Here is a 24,553-nt window from a genome sequence, read left to right on the forward strand (position 1 = left end):
GCCGCGAACCGTTGCAACCACCAATGCCAGCGCGGATACGGCTGGGTCGTCTGCACGCTTTGGAACCAGCGCACCGTCGGCCAACGCCGGGCCGTGAGCGCCGCGACAACGTTGGCGTGCATCAGGAAACTCAAGACCCGGTCGAACTTCCGCTCGCCAATCAGTTCGTGCAAGTCGCCCACCGCGCTCACGGCCCGGCGTTGGCCGACGGTGCGCTGGTTCCAAAGCGTGCAGACGACCCAGCCGTATCCGCGCTGGCATTGGTGGTTGCAACGGTTCGCGGCACGTCGGGCCGAGCGGGTGATTTGTCCGTCACGGTCCGTTGCCGATCACGCCGCATCCGCTGCCGGGGTCCCGCACGAAAAACTCGTCGTGCTACCCAACGGCGTCGAGCAAGTCGTCAGCGAGGCTCAGGTCAACGAGCAGCTACCGATGCGCGTCGGGTTTCTCGGTCGGCTCGATCCGGTCAAGCGTGTTCACCTGTTGATCGAATCGACGCGTGATCTGCCGGGGGTGACGTTGGACATCTTCGGCGAAGGCCCGGACCGCGCGCGGCTGGAGTTGCTCGAACACGGTCGGTTTCATGGGATGGTCGAACGCGATCAAGCACTCGCGACGTTGGACCTGTTGGTGCTTCCATCCCTTGCAGAGGGGATGCCGATGGTGTTGCTCGAAGCGATGGCGGCGGGCGTCCCGGTGGTGGCGTTCGACGTGCCGGGCTGCCGGGACGTGGTGTGTGACAACGTCAACGGCCGCTTCGCGACGCCGACGACATTGCGTGACGTGATCGCCGAGCTCCGCGACGACCCTGACCAACGTCGGCACCTCGCGACCGGCGGACGCGCGACGGCCGAGCGTCATCGTTGGCCCGCGATCGCCGCGGACTACGCGGCCGTGCTCGAGCTTTGAGCGTCGACTTCCTCGACGGTGACGTCGATGTCGAGCGCGGTCTGGACCGCGTTGCCGTAGAGCGTACCGCCGGTGGGCGTGGCGTCTCGATAGAAGCGGCCGTAGGAAACCCGCACGTGTCCGGCGTCGGGCAGGCAGCCATTGGTCGGGTCGAACCCACGCCAACCAACCTTCGGCAAGTAAAGTTCGACCCACGCATGCGATGCGTCGGACTGGGCTCGCTCGACGCCGGTGTTGCCGGTGAAGATGTAGCCGCAGGCGTAACGCGCCGGGATGCCGAGCAAACGTGCGAGGCAGACGAAGAGCTGCGCGAAGTCTTGGCAAACGCCGCGCTTGCTCTGCATCACCTCGAAGGGCGTAGTCGTGTTGCTCGTTGAGCCGGGGACATACTCGTAGTTGTTAAAGAGTTCAAGGTTGAGGTGAAACAGAGTCTCCAGCAGATCACCGTTGTTCGCGGAGACAAAGCTTTTGGCGTACTGGAACAGATCGTCGATCTGATTGTCCGGCAGCTCGACCGAGCGTAGGTAGCCGTCGAGCATCTGGCGTTCGCGGGGTTGCCAGAGCAACGGGATCTCCGGCCGGTACGTGTGGGACGCCGCGAACGCGAACGGGTCGCGGGGCGTTAGTTCGACGGTGCTGCGCGCGGTGACGGTCAGCTCGGTGTACGGCGTGTCGATGTCGAACGCATGGCAAGCGTTGCCGAAGACGTCATCGAAAGCCATGACCTCGGCGGCAGGGGTGATGTGCAGGTCGAAGTCGAGCAGACACTGGCGATTGTCGGTGAGCGGGCGCAGGTGCAACAGGTGGGCGCTGCGTTGGACCGGTCGGTCGTAGCGGTAGGTGGTGGTGTGACGGACACGTAGCCGACGGGCGGGATTGTTCATGGGGCATTGCATATTACGTCATTGCACTTCCCGGCCGCGCGTGCAGAATCGGGGGCAGTGACGCAAGCACCCGTTTCGCCCCAGGCCATCCGTTCGTTGCTCGATAGCTATCAGACCCATGGCATCTTCGATGAAGCCGTCGACGCTGGCGGCAACATTCGGCCGCACTACCAAGCCGTCTTCAACCGTCTCAGCACGCTCGGCCCTACGAACCTCGCCCAGCGCCGACAACTTGCCGACGTGACGTTCCTCAACCAGGGGATCACGTTCACCGTTTACTCCGAAGCCCAAAACCTCGAGCGGATTTTCCCGTTCGACCTGATCCCCCGCGTGATCCCCGCCGACGAATGGACGATCATCCAAACCGGGCTCGAGCAACGCATCACCGCACTCAACCTGTTTCTCAAGGACATCTACGGCAAGCAGGCGATTCTGAAGGAGAAGCTCGTCCCGGCCGACCTGATCTATGGCGGCAAGTTCTTCCGCCGGGAGATGATCGGCGTCAAGGTGCCCGGCGACGTTTACATCCACATTTGCGGCACCGACCTGATCCGCGACACCGAAGGAAACTACGTCGTCCTCGAAGACAATGCCCGTAGCCCGTCGGGGGTGTCATACGTTCTCGAAAACCGGGCGGTGATGAAGCGTGTGCTGCCGGCGTTGTTCGAGCAGTACGCGGTGCGGGCGATCGAGGATTATCCGTACAACCTGTTGCAGATGCTTCAGCACTGCGCGCCGCCGCACGTTGATGAGCCGACCGTCGTGGTGCTCACGCCGGGAATCTTCAACAGCGCGTACTTCGAGCACAGCTTTCTCGCGCGACAGATGGGCGTCGAGCTCGTCGAAGGACGCGACTTGGTCGTCGACAACAACTTCGTCTACATGCGAACCACGGCGGGGCTGCGGCGGGTGGACGTGGTGTACCGCCGGATCGATGACGACTTCCTTGATCCGCTCGCGTTCCGACCCGACAGCGCGCTCGGCGTGGCGGGCATCATGAACGCCTATCGCCTTGGTAACGTCACACTCGCCAACGCGCCGGGAACGGGAATCTCCGATGACAAGGCGATCTACCCGTTCGTGCCTGACATGATCCGGTTTTACATGGACCAGGAGCCGATCCTGCAAAACGTACCGACGCACATTTGCACCCGGCCCGACGATCTGAAGTACACGCTCGACAACCTCGACAAGCTCGTCGTGAAAAGCACTAATGAGTCCGGCGGGTACGGGATGCTCATGGGGGCTCAGGCGACCGACGCCGAACGCGCCGAGTTTGCCGAGAAGATCGAAGCGGACCCGGCCAACTTCATCGCCCAGCCCACGATCCAACTGAGCCAGCATCCCACGATCTTCGGCGACAAGACCGCGGGTGGAAACGAGTTCGAACTCGCCGGCCGACGGGTCGATCTGCGGCCGTACATCCTCTACGGCGAGTGCCCGATCGTCATGCCCGGTGGGCTCACACGCGTCGCACTTCGTGAAGGTTCGCTCGTGGTCAACTCCAGCCAGGGCGGCGGGTCGAAGGACACCTGGGTCTTGGGCAAGCCCGGCGACGAGACCGAGGGGGTGTCCCGGTGAACGGCAACAACGACATGACCGGTTCGCTCGACGTACCGGTGGCCGAGCAACTCGACTTCGTCAACCTGCCGCAGCGACCGATGCTCGCGCGGGTGGCCGACTCGATGTTCTGGATGAGCCGCTACGTCGAGCGTGCCGAACACATCGCCCGCATTCTCAGCGTCAACGCCAACCTGTTGACCGATGTCGGTGACCTAGCGCGTGACGTTCAGGAGCGGCAATGGAAGTCGGTGCTGCGCGTGTTCCACATCGACGCGCTGCCCGATGACTACGAGCCGGGTCGGCCGATCGGCGAGCGGGTCGTCCACTACCTGACGTTCAACGAGCACGAGTCCAACAGCATCCTCAACTGCATCCGACAGGCACGCGAGAATGCTCGGGCGATCCGGGAGAACATCTCCGCAGAACTGTACGAGAGCCTCAACGAGTTGTACTGGGCTTTGCGCGGTGAGGGGCGGGCAGGCTATGACACGGCGGCCGAGCAGTTCTACGACCGCGTCGCCACGTTCAGCATGCTGTTCCAAGGCCTCTGCGATCACACGCTTCCGCGTGACCAGCGTTGGCAGTTCACGCAGTTGGCCAAGTGGTTCGAGCGTGTGGATGTGACGTGCCGGGTGCTGGAGAGTCGGTTCGATCAGCCGGCCGCCGCGCCGCGCATCAACGACGCGCCGCTACGCAACATTCATTGGATGGCCGTGTTGCGGATGTGCTGCGCTCTGGAGCCGTTCCGGCGTGTGCAGTCGGGCGAACTCGATCCGCTGAAGATCGGCGCGTACCTGATCCTCGACGGGCGATTTCCGAGGAGCATCGTCTTCGGCGTGGCGCGGGCGGCCGAGTCGGTCAAGGAAATCCGCCTCGCCACCCGCCGACGTGACGCCGACGCCGAACGCATCCTCGGCCGACTCCACGCGCACCTGCGCTTCGCCCAGAGCGCGGAACTGATCGACGTTGGTCTGCCGCTCTACCTCGCCGACATCCGCGACCGTGTGAAAGACGCGGCGCTAAGCATCAGTCAGGCATACTTCCTGCGGTAGCTACCGCTTGAGATCAACGACGATCGGCAGGTGATCGCTAGGATTTTCGATGCCAAGGGTGGCGGGATCGACGATGAAAGCGTTCGCTTCTTGCAGTGATTCGCTGTTCAGGAAGTAGTCGAGCCGACTGCGGCCGAAGTTCTGATTGGGATCTTGCCACGTGTACAGCAACGACGGGTCGGCCAAGTGGGTCGGCGTGACGGTACGCATCGGCGTTGGCAGCTCGACGTCAAGCACGTTCGGACTGCCGACGAGATTGAAGTCGCCGGCGAAGACGATCGGCCCGGCGGTGTGCAATGCGGTGATGGCTTTCGCGGCAGCGGCCGCTTCGGCGCGGCGCTTTTCGTCCTCGCGGCTGTTGAGGTAACCGCAACACTTGAGGTGAACCGTCGCAAACGTCATCGGCCCGCCGGGCGTTTCCAGTACCGCCGACGCGACACGGGCCGACGGGTCGTCGGTGTTTTCGGGGGTCGCTTCAACAAAGTCCGGCCCGCGTGCCGCGATCGGGAAACGACTCACGATCGCCACGCCTTGCCCGCTGCTGGTTTCGACGAACCACTCGCCCTCGACGTGCTCATCGAACCACGTCGCAACACGTTCGTCGGTCATCGGATCGCGCGACCATTCCTGGATCATCACCACGTCCGGCGCGACGGCCTCGATCGTGTCGGCGAACGGTTGGGGCGTTGCGTCGGGCCCGTCGTAGAGCATGTTCCAGACCATGACGCGAATCGAATCGTCGGGCTTGGCGGGAACGCTCGCCTCGGCGAAGGTGGTGGGGACCGCACTGCCGACGCCAGCCATGAGGCGCTTGCGAGCGACGGTGCGTTGGTTGCCGCGGTCCTGCACGAGGATGACGCCTCGCACGTCGCCGACTTCGGGGAGTGTGACCGGCTCGGCCGGCGCCTCGCCTTCTTCGGGTTCCCGGCGGACGACGTCGGTGTTGATGCGGACCTCGAACTCGTCGGCCGCGTGGGTCGGGGCGCTCAGCAGGCCGATCTCCCATTGATGCACATTCACCGGCGTGCCGTCGGCTTCGTACGCGGTCACCATCGAACCCCGCTGACCACGTTCGCCCGGCTTGGGCTCGGGCCAAACGGCGTTGAAATCGATCCGCAGATCAATCCCCGGCGTCCCGCCGATACGCGTCAGGTCGGCACCAGTGGCCGCGTTGCCGTCGAGGTCCAGCAGCAACGCCACATTCTCCGGTCCACCGGTGAGCGAGCGATAGCCGATGTCGTCCATGCGGATCTGCAAGGTGTCGCCGATGCGCAACACGTCAAACCGGTCCGCAAACTCGACTGCGTCACCGTCGACGCGAACGGACGGTTCGGCTGCAAACCTTTGGTCGAGCGTCTCTGCAGGTTGTAGCAGGGCCAACGCGGTAATCAGTGCGTGCATCAGTGAGTTTACGCGGCGAACCTCGTTGCGGAGCAGCGCAACCGAGCACTCACACGATTTTCACACACTGGCAAATGTGTAACCACGTTGTCGTGTGATGCGGTTATGATGTCCGGGCAATGTTCTGGCAGCGTGCCATTCTCCACGTCGACATGGACGCGTTCTTTGCGTCGGTGGAGCAGCGTGACGCGCCGGAACTTCGTGGCAAGCCGGTGCTTGTCGGCGGGACGGGCAAGCGTGGCGTCGTCTCTGCGGCGAGCTATGAAGCACGGCCGTTCGGTTGTCGCAGCGCCATGCCGATGTCCGTCGCACTGCGGCTTTGCCCGCACGCGATCGTCGTCAAGGGCCGCTTCGACGCCTACCGCGAGGCCAACCGGAAGATCATGGCGATCTTCCAAAAACGAACCGATCTTGTTCAGCCGATCAGCATCGACGAAGCGTTCCTAGACGTGAGCGGCAGCCAACGGTTGTTCGGTGATCCGGTCGACATGGCCAGGGCGATTCGTGCCGAGGTCCACGATGCGACGGCGCTCACCTGCTCGGTGGGCGTGGCGAAGAACAAGTTCCTGGCGAAGCTCGCGAGCGATCTCGACAAGCCTGACGGGCTGACGGTGATCGAGCCGGGCACGGAGCAGGCAACGCTCGACCCGCTGGACATCGGTCGCATCTGGGGCATCGGCCCGAAGACGGCGCAGAAGCTGCGCGGGCGTGGGCTGCGGACGATCGCCGACCTGCGTGAGTTGCCCGACGGCTTTCTCGATCGTTCGCTCGGCAAACTGGGTCGGCGCGTGCGGGCGTTGATCCATGGCGTCGACGAGCGGCAGGTGCACTCGGATCGCAAGGCCAAGGGCATCAGTCAGGAGCAAACCTTCGGCGATGACATCGGCGACCCCGACGTATTGCGCAGCGTGTTACTCGGGCAGATCGAGTCGGTTGCGGGCCGATTGCGGAGAAGCGGGCGTCGGGCGCGGACGGTGCAGGTGAAGCTGCGGTTCGGCGACTTTCGCACTTACACGCGGCGGCGGACACTCGGCGAGCCGACGGACGTGACGCGCGAGTTGTGGCAAGCGGTCGAGGCGATTTTCGATGCGTGGGCGGTCGATCACTTCGCGCCGTTGCGACTGATCGGCTGCGGTGTTTCGGACATCGTCGATGGCGTCGAGGTGTCGCTTTTCCCCGACCCGCAGCGTGACCGGATGCGTGCGGTTGACAAGGCCACCGATGCGATCCGCGAGAAGTTTGGCAAATCCGCGATCGTTCGCGGCAACGCACCGATTCGCCGGTGAGCGTTCACGCGGCTTCGGCGAGGTGGGCGTCGATGTCCGTGTGATCGTCGTGGTCCATGTCGCGTGCCCGCTTGGCGGTGACGCCGCGAAACTCGATCTTGGGGAATCTGCGTAAGTCGATGTCCTTGGGCGGGCAATCGTTGCCGTCGGGGTCGGTGACGAGTCGGACCCGGGGTCGCTTGAACGTTCGGGCACCGCTGCTGACGACGATGGCCCGGTGGTTCATCCAGCGCCCGCTGAGGATCTCGATCTCGCTGCAGGTCGGGTAGGGCGCGACGGTTTCCTTGAAGAGGCCGACAGCCCGTTCGTTCAGGTGTGTGCCGGCCGCTTCGATGATGATGCGGCAGGCCTTGTCGGTCGGCATGCCCGCGCGGTAAGGACGATCAGACGCGATGGCGTCGTAAACGTCGGCAACGGCGGCGAGTGCGCCGAAGTCGTGGATCATGCCCGACTGTCCTTCGCCGAGCCGATTAGAGCCGCGCAGCCCGCGTGGGTAGCCGGTGCCGTCCTGTTTTTCGTGGTGTTGGTAGGCGACTTGTGCGGGCAGCGGTCCGAGCTGTTCGCCGAGTAACGCACGGACCATGCCGTAGCCGATCTCGGGGTGGGCTTTCATCCGCTCGAACTCGGCGTCATCGAGCTTGCCGGGTTTGTTGAGAATGCTCGGGTCGATGAAGATCTTGCCGATGTCGTGGAGCAACAGTCCGACCGCGAACGGACGCAAGCGAATCGGTGCCCAGCCGGCCTGTCGGGCCAACAGCAGTCCGAGGATCGTCACGTCCATCGAGTGGTCGAACGTGTAGGAGTCGTGCGTGCGTAGCGACCCGAGTCCGGTGAGCACCGCGTCGTCGCCGACGGCTTTGCTCATATCGCCGAGCAGGGCGTCGACACTCTCGACGACTGGCTGCAACGCATCAGGCCCGAGTGCATCGCGCACGTCGGACGCGAAGCCGGGTGAGTGAATGTCGGGAGCTTCTCCGAGTGATTCGCGGAGGTTGGCGACCTTGTCACCGAGCTTACCGACGGAGTTGCGAAGTTTGCGATCGACGGTCGCACGGGTTGCCGCGGCGACGGGGCGAATCGGGTTTACGTCCGAGAACTTCTTGTCGTCGATGTAGAGACTCGCCATGCCGCGCGCACGCAGTTCGGCAAGGTAAGTCGGCGTGAGCTCGCAACCCGCTTGCAGCAGTACAATCCCCCCGGGGCCACGGATGGGCTCGGCAAGTTTCGTACCGGGTTTGATCTCATCGATCGATAGGCAGCGCATCAGGTATTCCCCAACGCTGTATCGTCGAATACACGACCCGACTTTGCGTACAAACCGAAACGTGGAAACTACGTATACGGGTAAGTACGTATCTCCTTCGGCGACACTTCTATCGGTCGTTGGCTTTGGCTTCGAGGCGTTGCTTGGAGGGCACGCGCACGTTCCAGGCGAGGCCGAGCTTTTCCATCACGCGAATGAGGATGTAGCTCGCGTCGAACTCCCACCAACGCAGGCCGTGGCGTGCGGAGGTCGGGAAGGCGTGGTGGTTGTTGTGCCAGCCCTCGCCGAGGCCGAGGATGCCGAAGATGACGTTATTGCGTGACTCGTCATGGCTCGCGAACGGCCGGGTGCCCCACATGTGGCAGACGGAGTTGATGCTCCACGTGACGTGATGCACGAGGAACACGCGGACAAGCCCGCCCCAGACGAAGCCGAGGAATGCACCCCACCACGACATGGTCAAAAGCCCGCCGAGCACGGTCGGAATGATCAGCCCGATAATGAACCAAAGGAACCAATAGTCGCTGAGTACGCGGATGAGTCGGTCCTGCGAAAGGTCCGGGACATATCGGTAGAGCTTCTTGGGGTCGCCGCGCAGCAGCCAGCCCATGTGAGCGTGGTAGAGACCCATGAGCATGCCGATGATGCCTTCGCCATGGTGGTGGGGCGAGTGTGGGTCGGCGTGGTCGTCGGAGTGTTGGTGGTGCAGGCGGTGGGTGGCGACCCACTTGAGCACGGGACCTTCGAGCGCCATTGCACCAAGGACGGCCATGATCGACGTCATGATTCGCCCGGTTTCGAACGACTTGTGCGTGAATAGCCGGTGATAGCCGACGGTGATCCCGACGGCGGTGACGAGGTACATCCCCGCGAGGATCCCCGCGTGGACCCAACTGAATCCCCATCCCCAGAGGAGCACGGCCGCGAGAATGATCCCCGCGAACGGGAGAACTACGGCCATCGCGTTGACGCCCTGAATCCATGCGGGCAGGCGGTGGAAATGCTCGTCGCGATGATCAATGCCGCGTTCGGCCTTCGCCGGCTCGGGCTGAGGGGTCGGCGCGGACGGGAGTGAGACGGGGTTCAGGGAATCATCCATGTTGGTTTCCGAGTGGTACGCATTTCGGCGTGGCTACATGCGGCCTGCCAAAACCGTCGCAGATAGCTTAGGCCAACCGGCCACGGTGTCCCGCGACAGAGTGTGCTGATCGAACTTGTCAAACCTCTTGAACGAACGTGAAGTGCGCGTGAGCCGCAGTTACTAACCGCGTGAAATCTCGTCGAGCAACCGCTGGGACGTGCCGTCGGCTTCTTCGAGGACGCGGTCGAACTCGTTGTTGATTTGCCCACGGATGCCACGGATCTCGGCCTGAAGGGCGACGCGTTGCTCGAGGATCGTTGCGAGTTGCTCGTCCAGCCGGGCGAGGGTTACGATCTTCTGGTGGGCCGTTTTGAACAGCGGCACGACGGGCGAGCTGACCGCCGTTCCATTGCCCTCGACCTCGCCGGCGTCCCGCATGACCGGGTCGCGTTTGGCCGTTTCGGGTGCATCCATGACAGCATCTTCAGTTTTTGCGCTCAAGCGACACCTCCGTGTCATCGAGGTTGTGTTCGGGGTTATCCACGACCTGTGGTGGATGGGCAGAGTTTGGCCGAAGCGGTGGGGCTTCGCAAGCCCGGTGGGACTCGGCAACGGAGGTCGCGTTTCGATATGTAGATTATTGCGAAAATATGTCTTTCGCGGTACTCTCCGGCGGGCGCTCGCCCGGCTGTTCCTTGCTGAGAACAACAATCCCTCACACCGGGTTGGAGAGATCATGCGATTCAACCATTGCACGGCCTTGGCCGTAAGTGTCGCCATTTGCGTCGCCGTTCCCGTCTTCGCCCACGACAACCCGACCGGTCCCGAGGGCATTTACGTTCCGGGTACCACTGCCGTTCCCCCGAGCGTTGCCGAGATCATCGACGTCGGCGGAGCGATCGTCGGAGCTGGTGGCCGGCTCGACACACCGGGGCTGTCCTTCCAGGGTGCCTACTTCAGCGACACGAGCGACGTGACCTCTTACGGCGCGGGGTACGTTTCTCCAAACGACATCGCTCCGCGCGTTGCGGACCCGATCCCGGAAGAAGTCGACATGTTCGGTTGGGCCGACGCGACCATTGCTCCGGCGCAGATGAGTTACACGCTCAAGACGCGCAGCGGTGCCGACAACGCGCCGGCCGATTTCAGCCTTGGTGCCGACGCGTTCGGGGCGTATGTCTTTACCGCCGATTACCCGGACCTTGACGACGCATTCACTATCGGAGCCAACGTGAATTTCAGCATCACCGGCCTGCTGACCACGCAAAACAGCTTTGCCCAACTCGGCGTCGGCGTTCAGTTCTATGACGTGAGCGACGGCACGCTCAACAGCCCGCTGGGCGGCTTCTCTGGCTTCGTGAGCGCGAACGAACTCGACCCTTTCGTGCAGAACTTTCCAAGCCAGGCGGTCATCGCGACCGACCTCGGCGACGGCTTGTTCCGGACGGAGATCGACTTCACGCTGGGCTTTGAGGTCGACCTCCCGCAGGACACACCGGTCGCCGCGATCGGCGCATTGTTCACCGGATCCAACGGTGGTCCCGGCACGATTTTCGAGTCTGACTCGTCCAACAGCCTGATGGTCGACATCACCCCAAGCGTTCCCGGCTCGTGGACCTTCAACCTCGTCGGCCCAGTTGTGCCTGAACCGGCGTTAATCTTCGGGTGGGCTTTGCCGATCGCGGCGCTTCGTCGTTGGCGTCACCTGCGGTAGTGTCGCACGCATGAGCCAACTTTCGGATCGCCAGCAGGCGGATTGCGACTCCAATCCGTATGACTTTGTGGGGATATCGGCGTTGTTCATCAACTGCACGCTCAAGCCGTCGCCGCGGACGAGTCACACGCGGGGGTTGATGGACGTGGCGGCGGCGGTGATGAGGGCGAACAACGTCGAGGTCGAGTTTGTTCGGGCCGTGGACCATGACATCCCGCCGGGCGTTTACCCGGACATGACCGAGCACGGCTTCGAGACGGACGAATGGCCGGCGTTGTACGAGAAGGTGAAGGCCGCCGACATTCTCGTGCTCGGCACGCCGATCTGGCTCGGCGAGAAGTCATCGGTCTGCACCAAGGTGATCGAACGCTTGTACGGCGAATCCGGCAAACTCAATAAGGACGGCCAGTACGCCTACTACGGCAAGGTCGGCGGCTGCGTCGTCACCGGCAACGAAGACGGCGTCAAGCACTGCGCGATGAACATTCTCTACTCGCTGGGCCACCTCGGCTACACGATCCCGCCCCAGGCCGACTGCGGCTGGATCGGCCCGGCCGGCCCGGGACCGAGCTATCTCGACGACGGCTCCGGCGGACCGTCCAACGATTTCACCCAGCGCAACACCACATTCATGGCGTGGAACCTGATGCACTTGGCCCGCATGTTTCGGGCCGAGGGCGGCTTCCCCGCGCACGGCAACCAACGCGAGAAATGGGACGCCGGTTGTCGCTTCGATCATCCGAATCCTGATTACCGTTGAGAGCCGACAATCCGCCACGCGTGGCAGTTCGCCACGCTTGATTCTCATACTGCCTCGTCGTGCCGAAGATAGTAGTGGCATGAACAAGGGCATCATCGGGATCGTCGGGTTGTGTGTATTGCTCGCTGGAGCGCCAGCTTGGGCCGAGACATCGGAGCCGCCCGAGACGCCAACGCACGGGGAGTTGCTCGAACGGCTGGAGTTGCTGGAGCGGGAGATTCAGAAGCTGCGGGCCGAGCAACGGGAGCAGACCCGGCACCTTTCGGTTGCGGAGATCGACGCGGCGGTTCAGCAGGTTCTGGAAGACGCCGGGGATCGCTCGGTGATGCCATCGTTCGCCGGCGCAACGGCGGGCTATGACACGACATTCTTCCTGCAAAGCGAGGACGGCGCGTTCAAGCTCAAGCCGTACTTTCTGCTTCAGTTCCGTGGGGCCGTGCAGTTCGATGACGAAGACGAGACCGAGAGTGGTTTCGAACTACGCCGGACGCGGTTCGGTTTTCTCGGGCACGCCCTCGAGAAGGTGAAGTACTTTTTTCTTTGGGAGTCGCTGCGCGACGGCGGACGAACTCGGTTGCTTTACGCTTTCGGCGATGTGCCTCTGGGCAACGGCTGGACCATGCGGTTCGGGCAGTTCAAAGACCCGGGCAGTATCGAGTGGAACACCAGCGCGACCCGCCAACTCGCGGTCGATCGCTCGCTGGTCAACAACGTCCTCAGCGGATTCAACATCGGTTTCGTGCAGGGCGTGACCTTCACCCACCAGACGGACACGACGCGCGTCACCTTCGGCTACACCGACGGTGTCAACACGTTCAACACCCCCTTCACCGGCGGTAGCGACCCGCTGGGCGATGGCGACTTCGGCCTTACCGCCCGTGCGGATTACAAGCCCTTTGGTAGTTGGAAAAGCACGGCTGATCTCTCGGCCGTGGCCAATCCGATGACCGACCCCACTTTGCTACTGAGCCTCAGCGCCAGCCACACCGGTGCCGGCGATGAAACCGTCACGTTCGTCACCGCCGACATGCTGGCCAAGTCCGGGGACCAGCCTCTGGTCTTCTTCGCCGCCGTCCACGCGCTCCAGGCCGAGCTCGACCTCGATACCGGCACCAACGTGGGTGGTGTCGTGCAGGTTGGCTACGGTGTGACAGAGCAGGTCGAGGTCTTCGGCCGCGCCGGCATCACTCACCTTGATAGCTCCGATCTCGATCCCACCGGTGCCGGTACTTACCCGGAGTTCACCGCCGGGTTCAACCGCTTTTTCAACGGGCACAAAGCCAAGTTCACCTTCGACGCCACGCTCTACCCCGAAGGAGCACCCAGAACCATCAGCGGCATAGGCGTCTTCGGTAATGACAACACGCAGGTCGTCATCCGCGGGCAGATTCAGTTGCAGTTGTAGTTGGCGGCAGATCGACACCAGGACTAGGGCGAGGTAAGACCGCCAGCACGTTACTCCGCTTCGATACGTAGTAGCTGACCGTTGCCTTCGTCGGTGAGGACGTAGAGGAAGCCGTCGGGGCCGTTGCGGACGTCGCGGATACGGCTGTTGAACTGAAGCGTTTCCTGACCTTCGGCTCCGGGGATGGGTTGGTTGTTCTCGTCGAACTTGATGCGACGGATCTGGCGAAGCACGAGGCCGCCGGCGAAGAGATCGCCTTGCCAATCCGAGAGCGCCGCGTTGCCGTCGGCGTCGCCGGTGTAGAACGCCAATCCCGACGGTGCGATGCACGGGGTCCAGACGATCACCGGGTCGATCGCGCCGTCGATGCTGGTGCGGTCGCTGATGCGCGGACCGGCGTATTCGCGGGAATAGGTCGCTTCGGGCCAGCCATAGTTGTTGCCCGGCTCGATGAGGTTGAGCTCGTCACCGCCACGTGCGCCGTGTTCGGTGGCCCAGACCTGCAGCGTCTCGGGGTGAATGTCCATGCCTTGGATGTTGCGATGGCCCAGGGTGTAGACGGCACCGAACGCGTCGGGGTCGGCCATGAACGGATTGGCCGGTGCGGGCGCGCCGTTGTCGTCGAGGCGGAGGGTTTTGCCGAGGTGGGCGTGGGTGTCCTGGGCGTGGTCACGGGCGAGTTTGCCCTCGACGGATGAGGGCGGGTTGCCGCCGTCGCCGATGGAGAGGAGCATGGTGTCGTCGGGGAGCCAGAGGATGCGTGAGCCGAAGTGCTGCCCGCCGCGCTTGCGTTCGTTGACCTCGAAGATGACCTCGACGTTTTCGAGTGCGGTCATGTCGTCGGACAGAACGCCCCGGGCGAGTGCGGTGTAGTTGCTCTGGCCGTTGCCCGCGGAGTAAGTGATGTAGACGAAACGTGTGTCCTCGAAGTAGGGGTGCAGCGAGACGTCCATGAGCCCGCCCTGGCCCCCGGCGAAAATCTCCGGCAGCCCAGTCACTGCCGCGTCGCGCAGTTCGCCGTCGACCATCACCCGCAGTCGGCCCGGCTTCTCGGTGATCAACGCGGTCAGCCCGTTGTCGAAGTTGTCATCCGGCAGAAACGCGATGCCCCACGGCCGTTGCAGACCGCCAACGACCTCGACGGCCTTCCATCCGGTGGCGGCCGGTGCCTCATCGACCGGCGTAACCGGCTCGTCCAAGGGCTGCGCCTGCCCACAAGCCGGCAACGCCGTAAACAACATCGTCGTCCCAAACGCCAAGAGCATCGTGCTTCGCATGCACGGATCGTATGGACATACAACGAAAAGGGCAGCGGCGTTTGTTGCGCAAGCAAGTGGGGGTGAGGGTTGCGCAGCAAACGCGTCGCGCAGTGCATGCCGCCGGGCGTTACACTCCGGCCATGTCGCAGCCGCAGTGGGACACGCCAGTGTTGGACTATCGCCCGGAGAAGGGACGGCTGCGGTTACGACGCTGGCTGCGGCGAGGCATTTTCGTGCTGGTGGGGATCGGGCTGGTCGGTGGCGTCGTATGGCGTGACGAGCTTCGCCGGCAGTGGCAGGACCTGCAAACCGCCTATCACGACTGGCGGGCCGACGTTGCGCTTCTGAAGCTGCTTGATCAGCAGGACCTGCCGGGCGAGCATGAATACGTCTATGACAGCACGGCACCTGACCCGGTACTCCGCGCCGCGCCCAAGCACTTTGACAGCTGGCAGCACCATTTCACCGCAGCCAGTGGTCAGCCGACTCTATTGACGGTCACGCGCCCGAACACGATCAATGCTTGGACGCCGCAACCGTTGCACCGTTACGACGGTGAGGCGTTTCTCGCCATCGGTCGGATCGAGCGGTCGGCGGATGCGATGGGTACCGCGCGTGAAACGCTCGGCTGGCTCACCGCGAACGACACGTTGATCGTGGCCGGCACGCAAGATGTCACGCCGATCCTCGGTGTGCTTCGAGTCAGCGATGCTGCCCGGCTCCATGTCGATATCGGCGACAAGCGTTTGCGCTGGGCGATGGGGCGGGTCGGTTCTGATCCGTCGCGGACGATGACCGTCCCCTTCGAACTCGACGGAAAACTTGGGCAACTCTCGCTGATGAAAGCGCCGAGTTCGTACTGGCGCTCACGCCGGTTCGCTAATCCGATGCTGCTACGCGGTTGGGCGACGCATGGCTGGATCGAGACGCCGACGTACACCAACAAAAGCACCGTCCACGCTGGCGGCCACTGGCATGCGGACGTGCCTGATGGCGTCGGCGGTGTGGCGGTCGACTGGCGATCGGCCGACGACAAACTCGAAGGCTGGGTGTTGCCGTGGGCGGCGGCGGCCGATGCGGATGCAGCGGATCGTAAGCGGTCCCTCGAAGCGCGTTTGCGGCAAGCGGGGTTGGGCTTCCCCATCTTCGTGTCCGACGGCGGCCCGGACGGCCCGGCGGTGGCGATCGTCGCGGAGCCGAGATTGGCCAGCTTTCGTGCGCGGGCCGATGGCACGTTCGTCGCCGACGGATTGGTCGTGGTGGTCAACGGCGCTGGCGCACGTCGGCTGCTCCGCGACGAGCGCCCGGCGTCGGCCGTCTCACTCAGTCCCGACGGCAAGCTCGCGGCGCTGGCCGACTACACCGCCGACGGTTACGGCTTTTCCGTCGTTGACGTCGCGACCGGCACGATCGTCGTCGACGTTCACACGCTCACGCTGCCCATCGATCACGCGCCGCCGGCCTGGTCGCCCGACGGCCGACGTGTCGCGCTGGTCGGACAGCATCATGTTTATGTTATCGACGTTCCGCAGCAGACGGCGCTGCAGATCCCTAAGCCCACATACGCTGCCGGTCTCGGCGGACAGGCGGTTTACGAACCCCAATGGTTTGGCTTTCAGGTTGCGCTCTCGGCGGACGGCTCTCGCGTTGCTTACCTTTGCAACCGGCATGGTGTGAGCGTGGCGGAGGTGTCTGACATGCCGGTGCGGTGATCGGGTCGTGACGTTTGTTGCGCACGCAACGTACAGGCACGGTTGAGCCGCAAACATCGTGCAGACCCGTTGTATCCGTAAGCGCTTGCAAGTAGAATGGTTCGCCGACGGAGGACACCCATGCAGACCATTGAGACACTCGAACACCGCCGACTTCTCGCGGTGATTGGCGAAGCCGACATCTTCACGGGCGCACAGATCGAAGACCCCGACGTCCGTGGCGCGGCCCCGGCCGGGACGCTCACCTTCGACAACGCCTACACCGACCCCATCGTCGTGCTCGGCCCCGCGACCAGCAACGACGGTTCGTCGGTCATCGGCCGGCTCGCCAATCCCACCGCCACCGGCGTCGATGTGTATCTCGACGAGTGGGACCACGACGACGGCATCCACGGCACCGAGTCGCTCGGCTACGTCGTTCTCGAACGCGGCGTCCACACCCTTGCCAACGGCCAACGGGTCGTCGCCGGCTCGACGCCGATGGGCTTGCGCTGGGTGAACGACATCGACCTGGGGATGACGTTTTCGTCGACCCCGGTGATCTTCGCGACCGTCGTCAACAGCCGCGATCCTCGGACGATGGCGGTGCGGATCAATGACGTGACGGCATCGAGTTTCGACATGATGTTGCAGTTGGAGGAAGCAGCGCCGGTGCCGCGAGGCGGCGGTGCGCTCAAGGCCAAGCCGGCGATCGTGAACTGGATCGCGATCGAGCCCGGCCCGGGTACCGCCGGCGTCGACTTCGCCGCGGGCCGCACCGAAACCACCGTCGATCAGACCGGCGAGTGGTTGCCGTTCGGCGTCCGACTCGCGCCCGACGTGCAGCCCGTGACGCTCGGGCAAATCCAAACGTTCAACGATTCGGACCCCGCCGCCCTGCGCTACACGACCGCCAACCGCGACGGGTTCTACGGGTACATCGAGGAAGAGGTTTCCAAGGACGCCGAGGTCACCCACGGCAATGAAGTCGTCGGCTACGTCGGCTTCGATGTAGGTGATATTCGCACGGCCAACGTGCCGATCGGCGACGGCGCTTACGCCTTCGCGGACAGCTTCGCCGCGACCGTGCCAAGCCTGACCCAGGCGGAGATGGACGCCGAGATCGCCGCGTCGTACGACCAGTGGAAGGCTCGCAACGTCACGTCCTCCGGGGCCAACGGCTTCCGACGCGTCAAGGGCGAGAACTTCAACTTTGGCGGCCAGTCCTACCCCAACGCCACCGTCTCCGAAGGCATCGGCTACGGCATGCTGCTCGCCGTCTACAACGACGATCAGGCACTCTTCGATGACCTTTGGAACTACGCGCAGTTCCATTTCTCGGTCAACGGCGAAGGCCTGATGAACTGGCTCATCGACCAGAACGGCGTTCCCGTCCAGAACTTCAACAACGCCACCGATGGCGATCTGGACATCGCCTTCGCGCTGGTCGCCGCCGAGCAGTTCTGGGGCGGATACCGGCAAGACGCGCTCGACATCATTGATGCGATCCTCACGTTCAACATCAACCCCGACAACTCCATCCGCGGCGGCATCGTCAACTCTCCCGTCGCGACCAACCTTTCCTACGCCATGCCCGGCTGGTTCCGCGTCTTCGCCGACTTCTCCGGCGTTGATCGCTGGAACGACGTGACCGACCGCTTCTACGAAATCCTCGACCTCTCCGAAGCCAACCAGGGCAACAACTTCGTCGGCCTGTTCCCCGGCGACACGACCCAAGTCGGCGTGCCGTATGTGCCCGGCGAGGAGTTCTACGGGTACAACGCCTGCCGCATCCCGTGGCGGATCGTCGCCGACTACATCTGGTACGGCACCGACGATGCGCTGCAACGCTCGGCCGACTTCAACACGTTCTTCACCGACGTCGGCTGGCAGAGTATCCGCGACGGCTACGCGCTCGACGGCACCGCCTTCGGCGGCTGGTTCAACAGCGGCAGTGCCGCCTACGTCGGACCCGCCGCGGCGTCGATGCTCACCAGCGACAACCCCGACCTGCAACGCCAGGCCTGGGACGCCACCGTCGCCGCCGACTTCCAGGGCTACTACATGATGGAGCTTCGGCTGATGACCATGATGATGATGGCCGGCCGGTGGCAAAACCCCTTGGCCAGCGCCACCCCCAGCGGCACGTTCATCGCCGAGGACCCGCCAACCTTCCGTTCTCCACGCACCTTCACGCCAACGACCCTCTTCGCCGACGGCCCACGCGGCCTTCAACTCGACGACCTCCTTGCGTGAACCGCCCCGGCACCCGTCGCCCCGGGCCGCCTATTCACTTGCCAAAGAGCCCAACCATCAACCCCCGGAAGGCCGGCGGCTGCTGTAAGTGCCGCAGTGTTGTCCGAAATCGCGAAGCCGGCGAAACAACCGCATCAAGCACTTGACACCGCGTCCACTCGCAGTCACGAAAAGAACTCTGACACCTTTTCCGCCCCCTTTTCCGCCTGCACCTTTTCCGCCATTCTGTCCAACACTCGAAATCATTCGTTACCCGATTGTGTACCCGTAACCGCTCGGCGAGCCTCCCGATGCTCCTTTGGCCAGTACCGAATACTCTGAAGATAATCTGCGGACTCTGCAATTTCGTTGAACTCTAGTAAGTTGCCCACCTTTAAGACGAGTGCGTTTTGCACCTCAATCGGACTTGCGAAAAAGAACTCCTTGCGAAGATTGGCACAGTTAACACGCCGGTCAGCGAATTCGGCATGTAGTTCAGACTCAAGAGTAACCGCATCTTCCGAGAAGTATATTGCATGGACATCAAAGCGAAAGGGTACCGATGCGCTGCTTAGCTCGTTGATTCTTTCCAACGGCTCAAGCCGGCGAGTTAGGCCGATTTTGACGACGTTTGCACCAAATGCTCCCCGATTCGAGATGACGTAGATATAGCCCGCACGGACATTTGCGGCCCTGAAGTCATTCTGGGCGATTGCTTCATCAACCGCGGCAAGCCGTCGCTCAAGCTCAGCATTGGAAGCCCCATTGGCTCTCAGCGCTTCTAATGTGTTGACTAAATGGCTCCGTTCTTTATCCAGCTTGTCACGTTCTGCTGCTATCTCTGCTTCCACCTTCTTCTGCTCTCTGAGTCGAGCGCGCTCCTCTCTCGCTTCCTCCCGCTCCTGCTGCTTCTTCATCAGGAAGTCGGCAGTCAACTCAATTTCTTCGATTCGTAACTCGTGATACCGTTCGCTTATCTGCATTTGCATCATTCGCCCAAGCCTTCGGATGGCACTCCTCGATGCTTCAACTCGCTTTTTGGCAGTAACAACATTCCCTGCTCGGAGCGTACGCAGTGCGTTGTCTACCTCAGCGTTGTATGCACGCAACATCAGTTTAGAAAGGTCGCCTGACATCTTCTTGCCCTTTGCTAGGGAATTGTCGTATGTGAACATGTTTGAAAGCTTGATAGCTCGCTTGGTCTTCAGGATCTCCGAAATGCGCATGCTAAGTTGGTGAAGTCTTGTCTTGTATTCGACGGAAGTCTCAAGCGGATGATGGTAGCGATAGATTCCGACTTCTTGGAGCATCTGTTCGTCACTCAGCGTGACGACTTCGCCCGCGCCTGCAGCAGCTTCGATCTGGCTACGCAGGGCCGTAACTTCAGCTTCCAGCACCACGATACGTCTTTCATCTTTATCTACTGAAGTCGATTTGTCGCCGGGTGACGTGCTGCTTGAGTTGCGTGATGCATAGTTGGCAGAATCATGCGAACTGGGTGTTGGAAGAGCGGTACCATTCGAATCGATCACCAGCCATAGCTCCCATCCGGGGGGCGGCTCTGGCCAACTCGGATCGGGAGTCCATCCTTTAGGCGGCACCCATCCCGCCGGGGGTTTAGGCCAACCTGGCGGAGGATTGAAAACTAACGTTTGGTCATTCATGAACGGCGCACTCCGGACGCATCTGCCGCGACAAGGTCATACGGATTCTTAGAGACCGATGCACCGAGGTGCTCAAGTGTTGCCGACGAAACCACATTTGACAGATCCATCTTCAAGAATGCCTCTCGCTCGGCACCGGTTGCGACAAACAGAATAAAGCCCGGTAATCCCGTGGCGGGATTGGCCGTCTTCGTGCCCACTTCGAGTGCGATGGTCTTGATCAAGCCCCGGCGATCCGCCTCGAACACTTCATGGATCGATCTCAATGCGACCTCGTTAACGGCTGTGGCATATCTGTCTTTGCACGCCTTTCGCGATAACGCAGTCAAGGTGATCTCATCCCTGGTTTTATTGTACTTGTACCCCTTGGTGGTTGGAAGTGTGTCGGGACTCGGTACTGCGACCTTCAACCATAATTCGGCGGAAGCTGCGTCAAACTGAAAATCGTGTTCGACTTGAAAGTGCGGCGGATAAATCGAGTTGGATAGAACGATTGAAACGTACTCTTAGACGGCACCTGTGTCGCCGTATCCGAGATTGGCAATCAGCGTGTCGATTGCTTCGTTGTGTTCCTGAACTTTCAATTCACGTTCGAAGCACTCTTGTTCGTACCGGGACCTTTCTTTAGCGAGAAGGGCGAGTCGTTCCGCTTCCTTCTGCGCATGCTCATTCTTGGCCGCATCTTGTGCCGCCTTGAGTTTCATCACCTTGGACTGCCAGCCGGCGACTGCTCGTTTGTAGTCATCGGCTGCTCGTGCCACCGCTTTCTGGTACTTCTTCTTTCCGAGCAAAGCGCCCAATCCTTTCGGGGGTGGGGGCGAGTTCAGGGACGGTTCGAGCGGGCGAGGAATCGGAAGTGGAATCGGTATGGGCTTCTCAAGATCGGTGCGGTCGAATCGCGGGTGTTCGACGGCCGTGCGCAGCGAACCCAAATCGGCATAGTCGTCCACACCTAAGGTTGCAGCGAGGAGCGAGTCGATTTCGTCGTAGATTTCAGCGAGTTCATGATTGCGACGTTCTGTTTCTGCCTCCATCGAGGCGATGTGAAACCCCTTCGCTTCCTTTTCCATTCGCTTCCGTTCCGCCTCGTTCGCGCGAGCAAGCTGTGCAGTCGCACGCGCCTCTGCTTTCTTCGCACTTTCGGCTTCCCTGACCGCGGCGTTGTGCCTTCGGACGGCTTCCCGATTCGCTCGTTCGCGCTCTCGTGCGGCCGCCTTCGCGGCCCGATTCAACTCGGCAAAAAAACCTCGTGCCATCTGCTGACCCTTTCTTCAACGGAGATGCGGGCCTCTCGAAGTTCATGGCTCGCACGACTCGAATGTGCAATGTCACTCGTCCAACACGAGGTACTTGACTAGGAGAATCTAACAAGTTTTTCTGTGTTCTGGAAAAAGGTCAGGCGACGTTCCTGTCGTCCGCCGGAAACCCCTAGCATAATCACCACGTTGTTTGCGAGCAGTTGCCGACGGTACAGAAGCAGGCCGGGGAAGCAAAACCGGGGTCGGGAGTCAAATCGCTCCCGACCCCGTGGTCGTTGGTGGTTGTGGCTGTGACGCGGGTGGGTACTACATGATTGCGCCCATACCACCGCCGCTCATCGGGGGCATTTCGGGCTTGTCTTCCTTGATGTCGGCGATGATGGCCTCGGTGGTAGTGGTCTGCCATTCGTCTTGCTTGTGCCCTCTGTCACGCTCCCGGCGGTGTGATGTAGAAGGCTGCGCCTTGGGTGTCGTAGGCGAGTAGTTCGGGGGTGCCGTTGATGGATTGGGTTTCGACGATCTCGGCGCCGGCGGCCGTGAGTTGGGTGCTGGCTTGTTCGATGTCATCAACGGCGAAGTAAACACCCCAGTATTCGAAGTTGCCTTTGAGTTCGTTGGGCGTGACCTGCACGGCGGCGACGATTTGATCGTCGGGGGTGACGAGGTCGTGGCGGCCGGGGTGGGCGTGGGGGCGCAGGGTCCAGTCGAAGAGGCGGTTGTAAAACTCGGCGACGGCTTCGAGCGAGGAAACGTGCAGGACGTGGCGGTGGCGCAGGCCCGGCGTGGCGGTGTTGGTGCTGACGAGTTCGTCGCCTTCGTAGCAGGTGAAGCCGGCACCGGCCGGGTCGCGGATGAGTGCGACGCGTCCGCCGCCGGTGGCGGGCATGGGGTTGACCTCGACCTTGCCGCCGTGGGCTTTCGCCGACTCCACGACGGGCTCGAGTTGAGGGACGCGAATGTATGACATCCAGAAAGTCGGCATGCCGATCTTGCGAAACTTGTCCGGCATCGGATAGAGCCCGGCCGTCCATAGGCCATCGCGTTCACCGACGCGGTACCCATCGCCGAGGTCGTGAAAGGTCCAGCCGAAGACTTGCTTGTAGAAACGTTCGGCCGATCGTTGGTCGTGGGTCGAAAGGTCTGCCCATACGAACTCGCATGCCATGCTTGGTCTCCGTGTCGTGGTGAGGTGACCGAGCATGATGCTTTCGCGGCGCACAACAAGGGCCGACCGGGGATGCCGGTCGGCCCTTGCGTGTCGTCCGCGTGGGTGAGACGCGGGTGGGATTTACATCATGCCACCCATGCCACCCATGCCACCCATTCCGCCCATGCCGGGCATGCCGCCGCCCATGCCGCCCCCGCCCATCGGGGGCATCTCGGGCTTGTCTTCCTTGATGTCGGCGACGACGGCCTCGGTGGTCAGGAGCAGGCCGGAGATACTCGCGGCGTTCTCCAGGGCGCTGCGTTCGACCTTGGTCGGGACGATGACGCCCATCTTGAGCAGGTCGCCGTACTCGTGGGTGAGGGCGTTGTAGCCGAAGGTGGGGTCGTCGAGCTTTTCCTTGATCTTCTGGGCCACGACCGAGCCGTCGACGCCGGCGTTGGAGGCGATCTGCTTGAGCGGACCTTCGACGGCGCGGCGGATGATGCGGACGCCGATCTTCTGGTCCTCGTTGGCGGCCGACTTCTCGACCTTGTCGAGGACCTTGGCGGCGGCGCGGATGGTGGCGGTGCCGCCGCCGGGGATGATGCCCTCTTCGACGGCCGCACGGCAGGCGTGCAGGGCGTCCTCGACGCGGGCCTTCTTCTCCTTCATGGCGACCTCGGTGGCCGCGCCGACGTTGATCTGTGCGACGCCACCGGAGAGTTTCGCGAGGCGCTCCTGGAGCTTCTCGCGGTCGTAGTCGGAGGTGGTGTTGTCGATCTCGGTCTTGATCTGGTCGATGCGGCCCTTGATGGCCTTCTCGTCGCCGGCACCTTCGATGATGGTGGTGTTGTCCTTGTCGACGCGGATCTTCTTGGCCCGGCCGAAGACTTCGAGCTCGATGTTCTCAAGTGACATGCCGAGCTCTTCCATGACGGGCTGGCCGCCGGTGAGGGTGGCGATGTCCTGGAGCATGGCCTTGCGGCGATCGCCGAAGCCGGGGGCTTTGACGGCGACGACGTTGAGGATGCCGCGGAGCTTGTTGACCACGAGGGTGGCCAGTGCTTCGCCTTCGATGTCCTCGGCGACGATGAGCAGCGGCTTGCTCTGCTCGGCGACCTTGGTCAGGGCCGGCAAGAGGTCGCGGGCGGAGGAAATCTTCTTCTCGTGGATGAGGATGTAGGCGTCATCGAGCACGGCCTCGCCGGCGGCGGCGTCGGTGACGAAGTGCGGGCTGAGGTAGCCCTTGTCGAACTGCATGCCTTCGACGAGATCGATGGTGGTGTCGAGGCTCTTGCCCTCTTCGACGGTGATGACGCCGTCCTTGCCGACCTTGTCCATGGCGTCGGCGATCATCTGGCCGATCTGGGCGTCCTGATTGGCGGACGATGCGCCGACCTGGGCGACTTCCTTGGAGTTGGCGACGGGCTTGGACATCTTCTTGAGCTCTTCCACGATCGCGGCGGTGGCGAGCTGGATGCCCTTTTGGATTTGGGTGGAGTTGGCGCCCGAGGCGACGTTTCGGAGGCCTTCGCCGAAGATGGACTCGGCGTAGACGGTGGCGGTGGTGGTGCCGTCGCCGGCGATCTTGGAGGTCTTGTCGGCGACCTCCTTGACCATCTGGGCGCCCATGTTTTCGTAGGCGTCGTCGAGCTCGATTTCCTTGGCGACGGTGACTCCGTCCTTGGTGACAGTCGGGGAGCCGAAGGACTTTTCGAGGACGACGTTGCGGCCGCTGGGGCCGAGGGTGACCTTCACGGCCTTGGCGAGTTTCTGCACGCCCTTGAAGATGGCTTGGCGGGCGTCCTGGTCGAATGCGATTTGTTTAGGCATTGGGAGGGGTGGGTTGTTGGGAATTCGGGGGTGAGCGTCAGGGGCGCTAGGGGTTAGGAGTTGGGCGCTAGGGGCGGATTCGGAGCCGGCTGGACTTTCGTGTCAGGCCTAACTCCTAGCGCCTAGCTACTAGCGCCTACTCGACC

The 24,553-nt window shown here is 62.6% G+C and carries 20 protein-coding genes; 9 read left to right on the top strand and 11 right to left on the bottom strand.

Features of this window, described 5'->3' with window-relative positions; genetic code table 11:
- Positions 1 to 909, top strand: a 909-nt coding sequence (locus tag AAGD32_13925; GenBank protein MEM8875341.1) for a glycosyltransferase family 4 protein, incomplete at its 5' end; no start/stop codon positions are given.
- Here AAGD32_13925 and AAGD32_13930 read toward each other — a convergent pair.
- Positions 885 to 1,793 (bottom strand): transglutaminase family protein, encoded by a 909-nt coding sequence (locus tag AAGD32_13930; GenBank protein ID MEM8875342.1) that lies wholly within the window; start codon positions 1,791 to 1,793, stop codon positions 885 to 887. The genes AAGD32_13925 and AAGD32_13930 overlap by 25 nt on opposite strands.
- Positions 1,794 to 1,850: 57 nt before the next feature.
- Here AAGD32_13930 and AAGD32_13935 point away from each other — a divergent pair, with 57 nt between their 5' ends.
- Positions 1,851 to 3,374 (top strand): circularly permuted type 2 ATP-grasp protein, encoded by a 1,524-nt coding sequence (locus AAGD32_13935; GenBank protein MEM8875343.1) that lies wholly within the window; start codon positions 1,851 to 1,853, stop codon positions 3,372 to 3,374.
- Complete coding sequence (locus AAGD32_13940; protein ID MEM8875344.1) at positions 3,371 to 4,408, top strand: alpha-E domain-containing protein; 1,038 nt, start codon at positions 3,371 to 3,373, stop codon at positions 4,406 to 4,408. The genes AAGD32_13935 and AAGD32_13940 overlap by 4 nt, the downstream gene beginning before the upstream one ends.
- Here the strand turns inward: AAGD32_13940 and AAGD32_13945 are convergent, their stop codons facing one another.
- Entirely contained in the window at positions 4,409 to 5,809 is a 1,401-nt protein-coding gene (locus tag AAGD32_13945) for an endonuclease/exonuclease/phosphatase family protein (protein MEM8875345.1), read from the bottom strand. It abuts the gene before it with no gap.
- Positions 5,810 to 5,928: 119 nt separating this feature from the next.
- On the opposite strand from AAGD32_13945, the gene AAGD32_13950 reads away from it, so the two are divergent.
- Positions 5,929 to 7,095, top strand: a complete 1,167-nt coding sequence (locus tag AAGD32_13950; protein ID MEM8875346.1) for a DNA polymerase IV — start codon at positions 5,929 to 5,931, stop codon at positions 7,093 to 7,095.
- A gap of 4 nt (positions 7,096 to 7,099) precedes the next feature.
- Here the strand turns inward: AAGD32_13950 and AAGD32_13955 are convergent, their stop codons facing one another.
- The 3 genes from AAGD32_13955 to AAGD32_13965 form a co-directional block, all read right to left on the bottom strand.
- Positions 7,100 to 8,359: an HD domain-containing phosphohydrolase gene (locus AAGD32_13955; GenBank protein ID MEM8875347.1), complete on the bottom strand. Its 1,260-nt coding sequence runs from the start codon at positions 8,357 to 8,359 to the stop codon at positions 7,100 to 7,102.
- 109 nt (positions 8,360 to 8,468) lie between these two features.
- The gene (locus AAGD32_13960) at positions 8,469 to 9,458 is read right to left on the bottom strand and encodes a fatty acid desaturase (protein ID MEM8875348.1); all 990 of its coding nucleotides are present in this window, start codon (positions 9,456 to 9,458) and stop codon (positions 8,469 to 8,471) included.
- Between the two features lie 162 nt (positions 9,459 to 9,620).
- Positions 9,621 to 9,914: a hypothetical protein gene (locus AAGD32_13965; protein ID MEM8875349.1), complete on the bottom strand. Its 294-nt coding sequence runs from the start codon at positions 9,912 to 9,914 to the stop codon at positions 9,621 to 9,623.
- Positions 9,915 to 10,200: 286 nt separating this feature from the next.
- Here AAGD32_13965 and AAGD32_13970 point away from each other — a divergent pair, with 286 nt between their 5' ends.
- From AAGD32_13970 to AAGD32_13980, 3 genes are all read left to right on the top strand, one after another.
- Positions 10,201 to 11,154 (top strand): hypothetical protein, encoded by a 954-nt coding sequence (locus AAGD32_13970; protein MEM8875350.1) that lies wholly within the window; start codon positions 10,201 to 10,203, stop codon positions 11,152 to 11,154.
- Between the two features lie 10 nt (positions 11,155 to 11,164).
- Positions 11,165 to 11,914, top strand: a complete 750-nt coding sequence (locus AAGD32_13975) for a flavodoxin family protein (protein MEM8875351.1) — start codon at positions 11,165 to 11,167, stop codon at positions 11,912 to 11,914.
- Positions 11,915 to 11,993: 79 nt separating this feature from the next.
- Positions 11,994 to 13,319, top strand: coding sequence for a porin (locus AAGD32_13980; protein ID MEM8875352.1), 1,326 nt, complete (start codon positions 11,994 to 11,996; stop codon positions 13,317 to 13,319).
- A gap of 50 nt (positions 13,320 to 13,369) precedes the next feature.
- Here the strand turns inward: AAGD32_13980 and AAGD32_13985 are convergent, their stop codons facing one another.
- A complete protein-coding gene (locus AAGD32_13985) occupies positions 13,370 to 14,596 on the bottom strand; it encodes a PQQ-dependent sugar dehydrogenase (protein ID MEM8875353.1) in 1,227 nt (408 codons plus the stop codon).
- Between the two features lie 122 nt (positions 14,597 to 14,718).
- Between AAGD32_13985 and AAGD32_13990 the strand changes: the two genes are divergently transcribed.
- Both AAGD32_13990 and AAGD32_13995 read left to right on the top strand, forming a co-directional pair.
- Positions 14,719 to 16,290, top strand: a complete 1,572-nt coding sequence (locus tag AAGD32_13990) for a hypothetical protein (GenBank protein MEM8875354.1) — start codon at positions 14,719 to 14,721, stop codon at positions 16,288 to 16,290.
- Between the two features lie 120 nt (positions 16,291 to 16,410).
- Positions 16,411 to 18,525, top strand: a complete 2,115-nt coding sequence (locus AAGD32_13995) for a glycosyl hydrolase family 8 (protein ID MEM8875355.1) — start codon at positions 16,411 to 16,413, stop codon at positions 18,523 to 18,525.
- A 242-nt stretch (positions 18,526 to 18,767) separates the two neighbouring features.
- On the opposite strand, the gene AAGD32_14000 is transcribed toward AAGD32_13995, so the two are convergent.
- From AAGD32_14000 to groL, 5 genes are all read right to left on the bottom strand, one after another.
- Complete coding sequence (locus AAGD32_14000) at positions 18,768 to 20,036, bottom strand: DUF4041 domain-containing protein (GenBank protein MEM8875356.1); 1,269 nt, start codon at positions 20,034 to 20,036, stop codon at positions 18,768 to 18,770.
- Between the two features lie 128 nt (positions 20,037 to 20,164).
- Positions 20,165 to 20,392, bottom strand: coding sequence for a hypothetical protein (locus AAGD32_14005; GenBank protein ID MEM8875357.1), 228 nt, complete (start codon positions 20,390 to 20,392; stop codon positions 20,165 to 20,167).
- Positions 20,393 to 20,674: 282 nt separating this feature from the next.
- The gene (locus AAGD32_14010; GenBank protein ID MEM8875358.1) at positions 20,675 to 21,424 is read right to left on the bottom strand and encodes a hypothetical protein; all 750 of its coding nucleotides are present in this window, start codon (positions 21,422 to 21,424) and stop codon (positions 20,675 to 20,677) included.
- A gap of 430 nt (positions 21,425 to 21,854) precedes the next feature.
- Entirely contained in the window at positions 21,855 to 22,592 is a 738-nt protein-coding gene (locus tag AAGD32_14015) for a VOC family protein (GenBank protein ID MEM8875359.1), read from the bottom strand.
- A 123-nt stretch (positions 22,593 to 22,715) separates the two neighbouring features.
- Positions 22,716 to 24,407 (bottom strand): chaperonin GroEL, encoded by a 1,692-nt coding sequence (gene groL / locus AAGD32_14020; GenBank protein ID MEM8875360.1) that lies wholly within the window; start codon positions 24,405 to 24,407, stop codon positions 22,716 to 22,718.
- Positions 24,408 to 24,553: the final 146 nt, after the last annotated feature.

It is taken from the genome of Planctomycetota bacterium, from assembly GCA_039182125.1.
GTDB lineage: Bacteria > Planctomycetota > Phycisphaerae > Tepidisphaerales > Tepidisphaeraceae > JBCDCH01.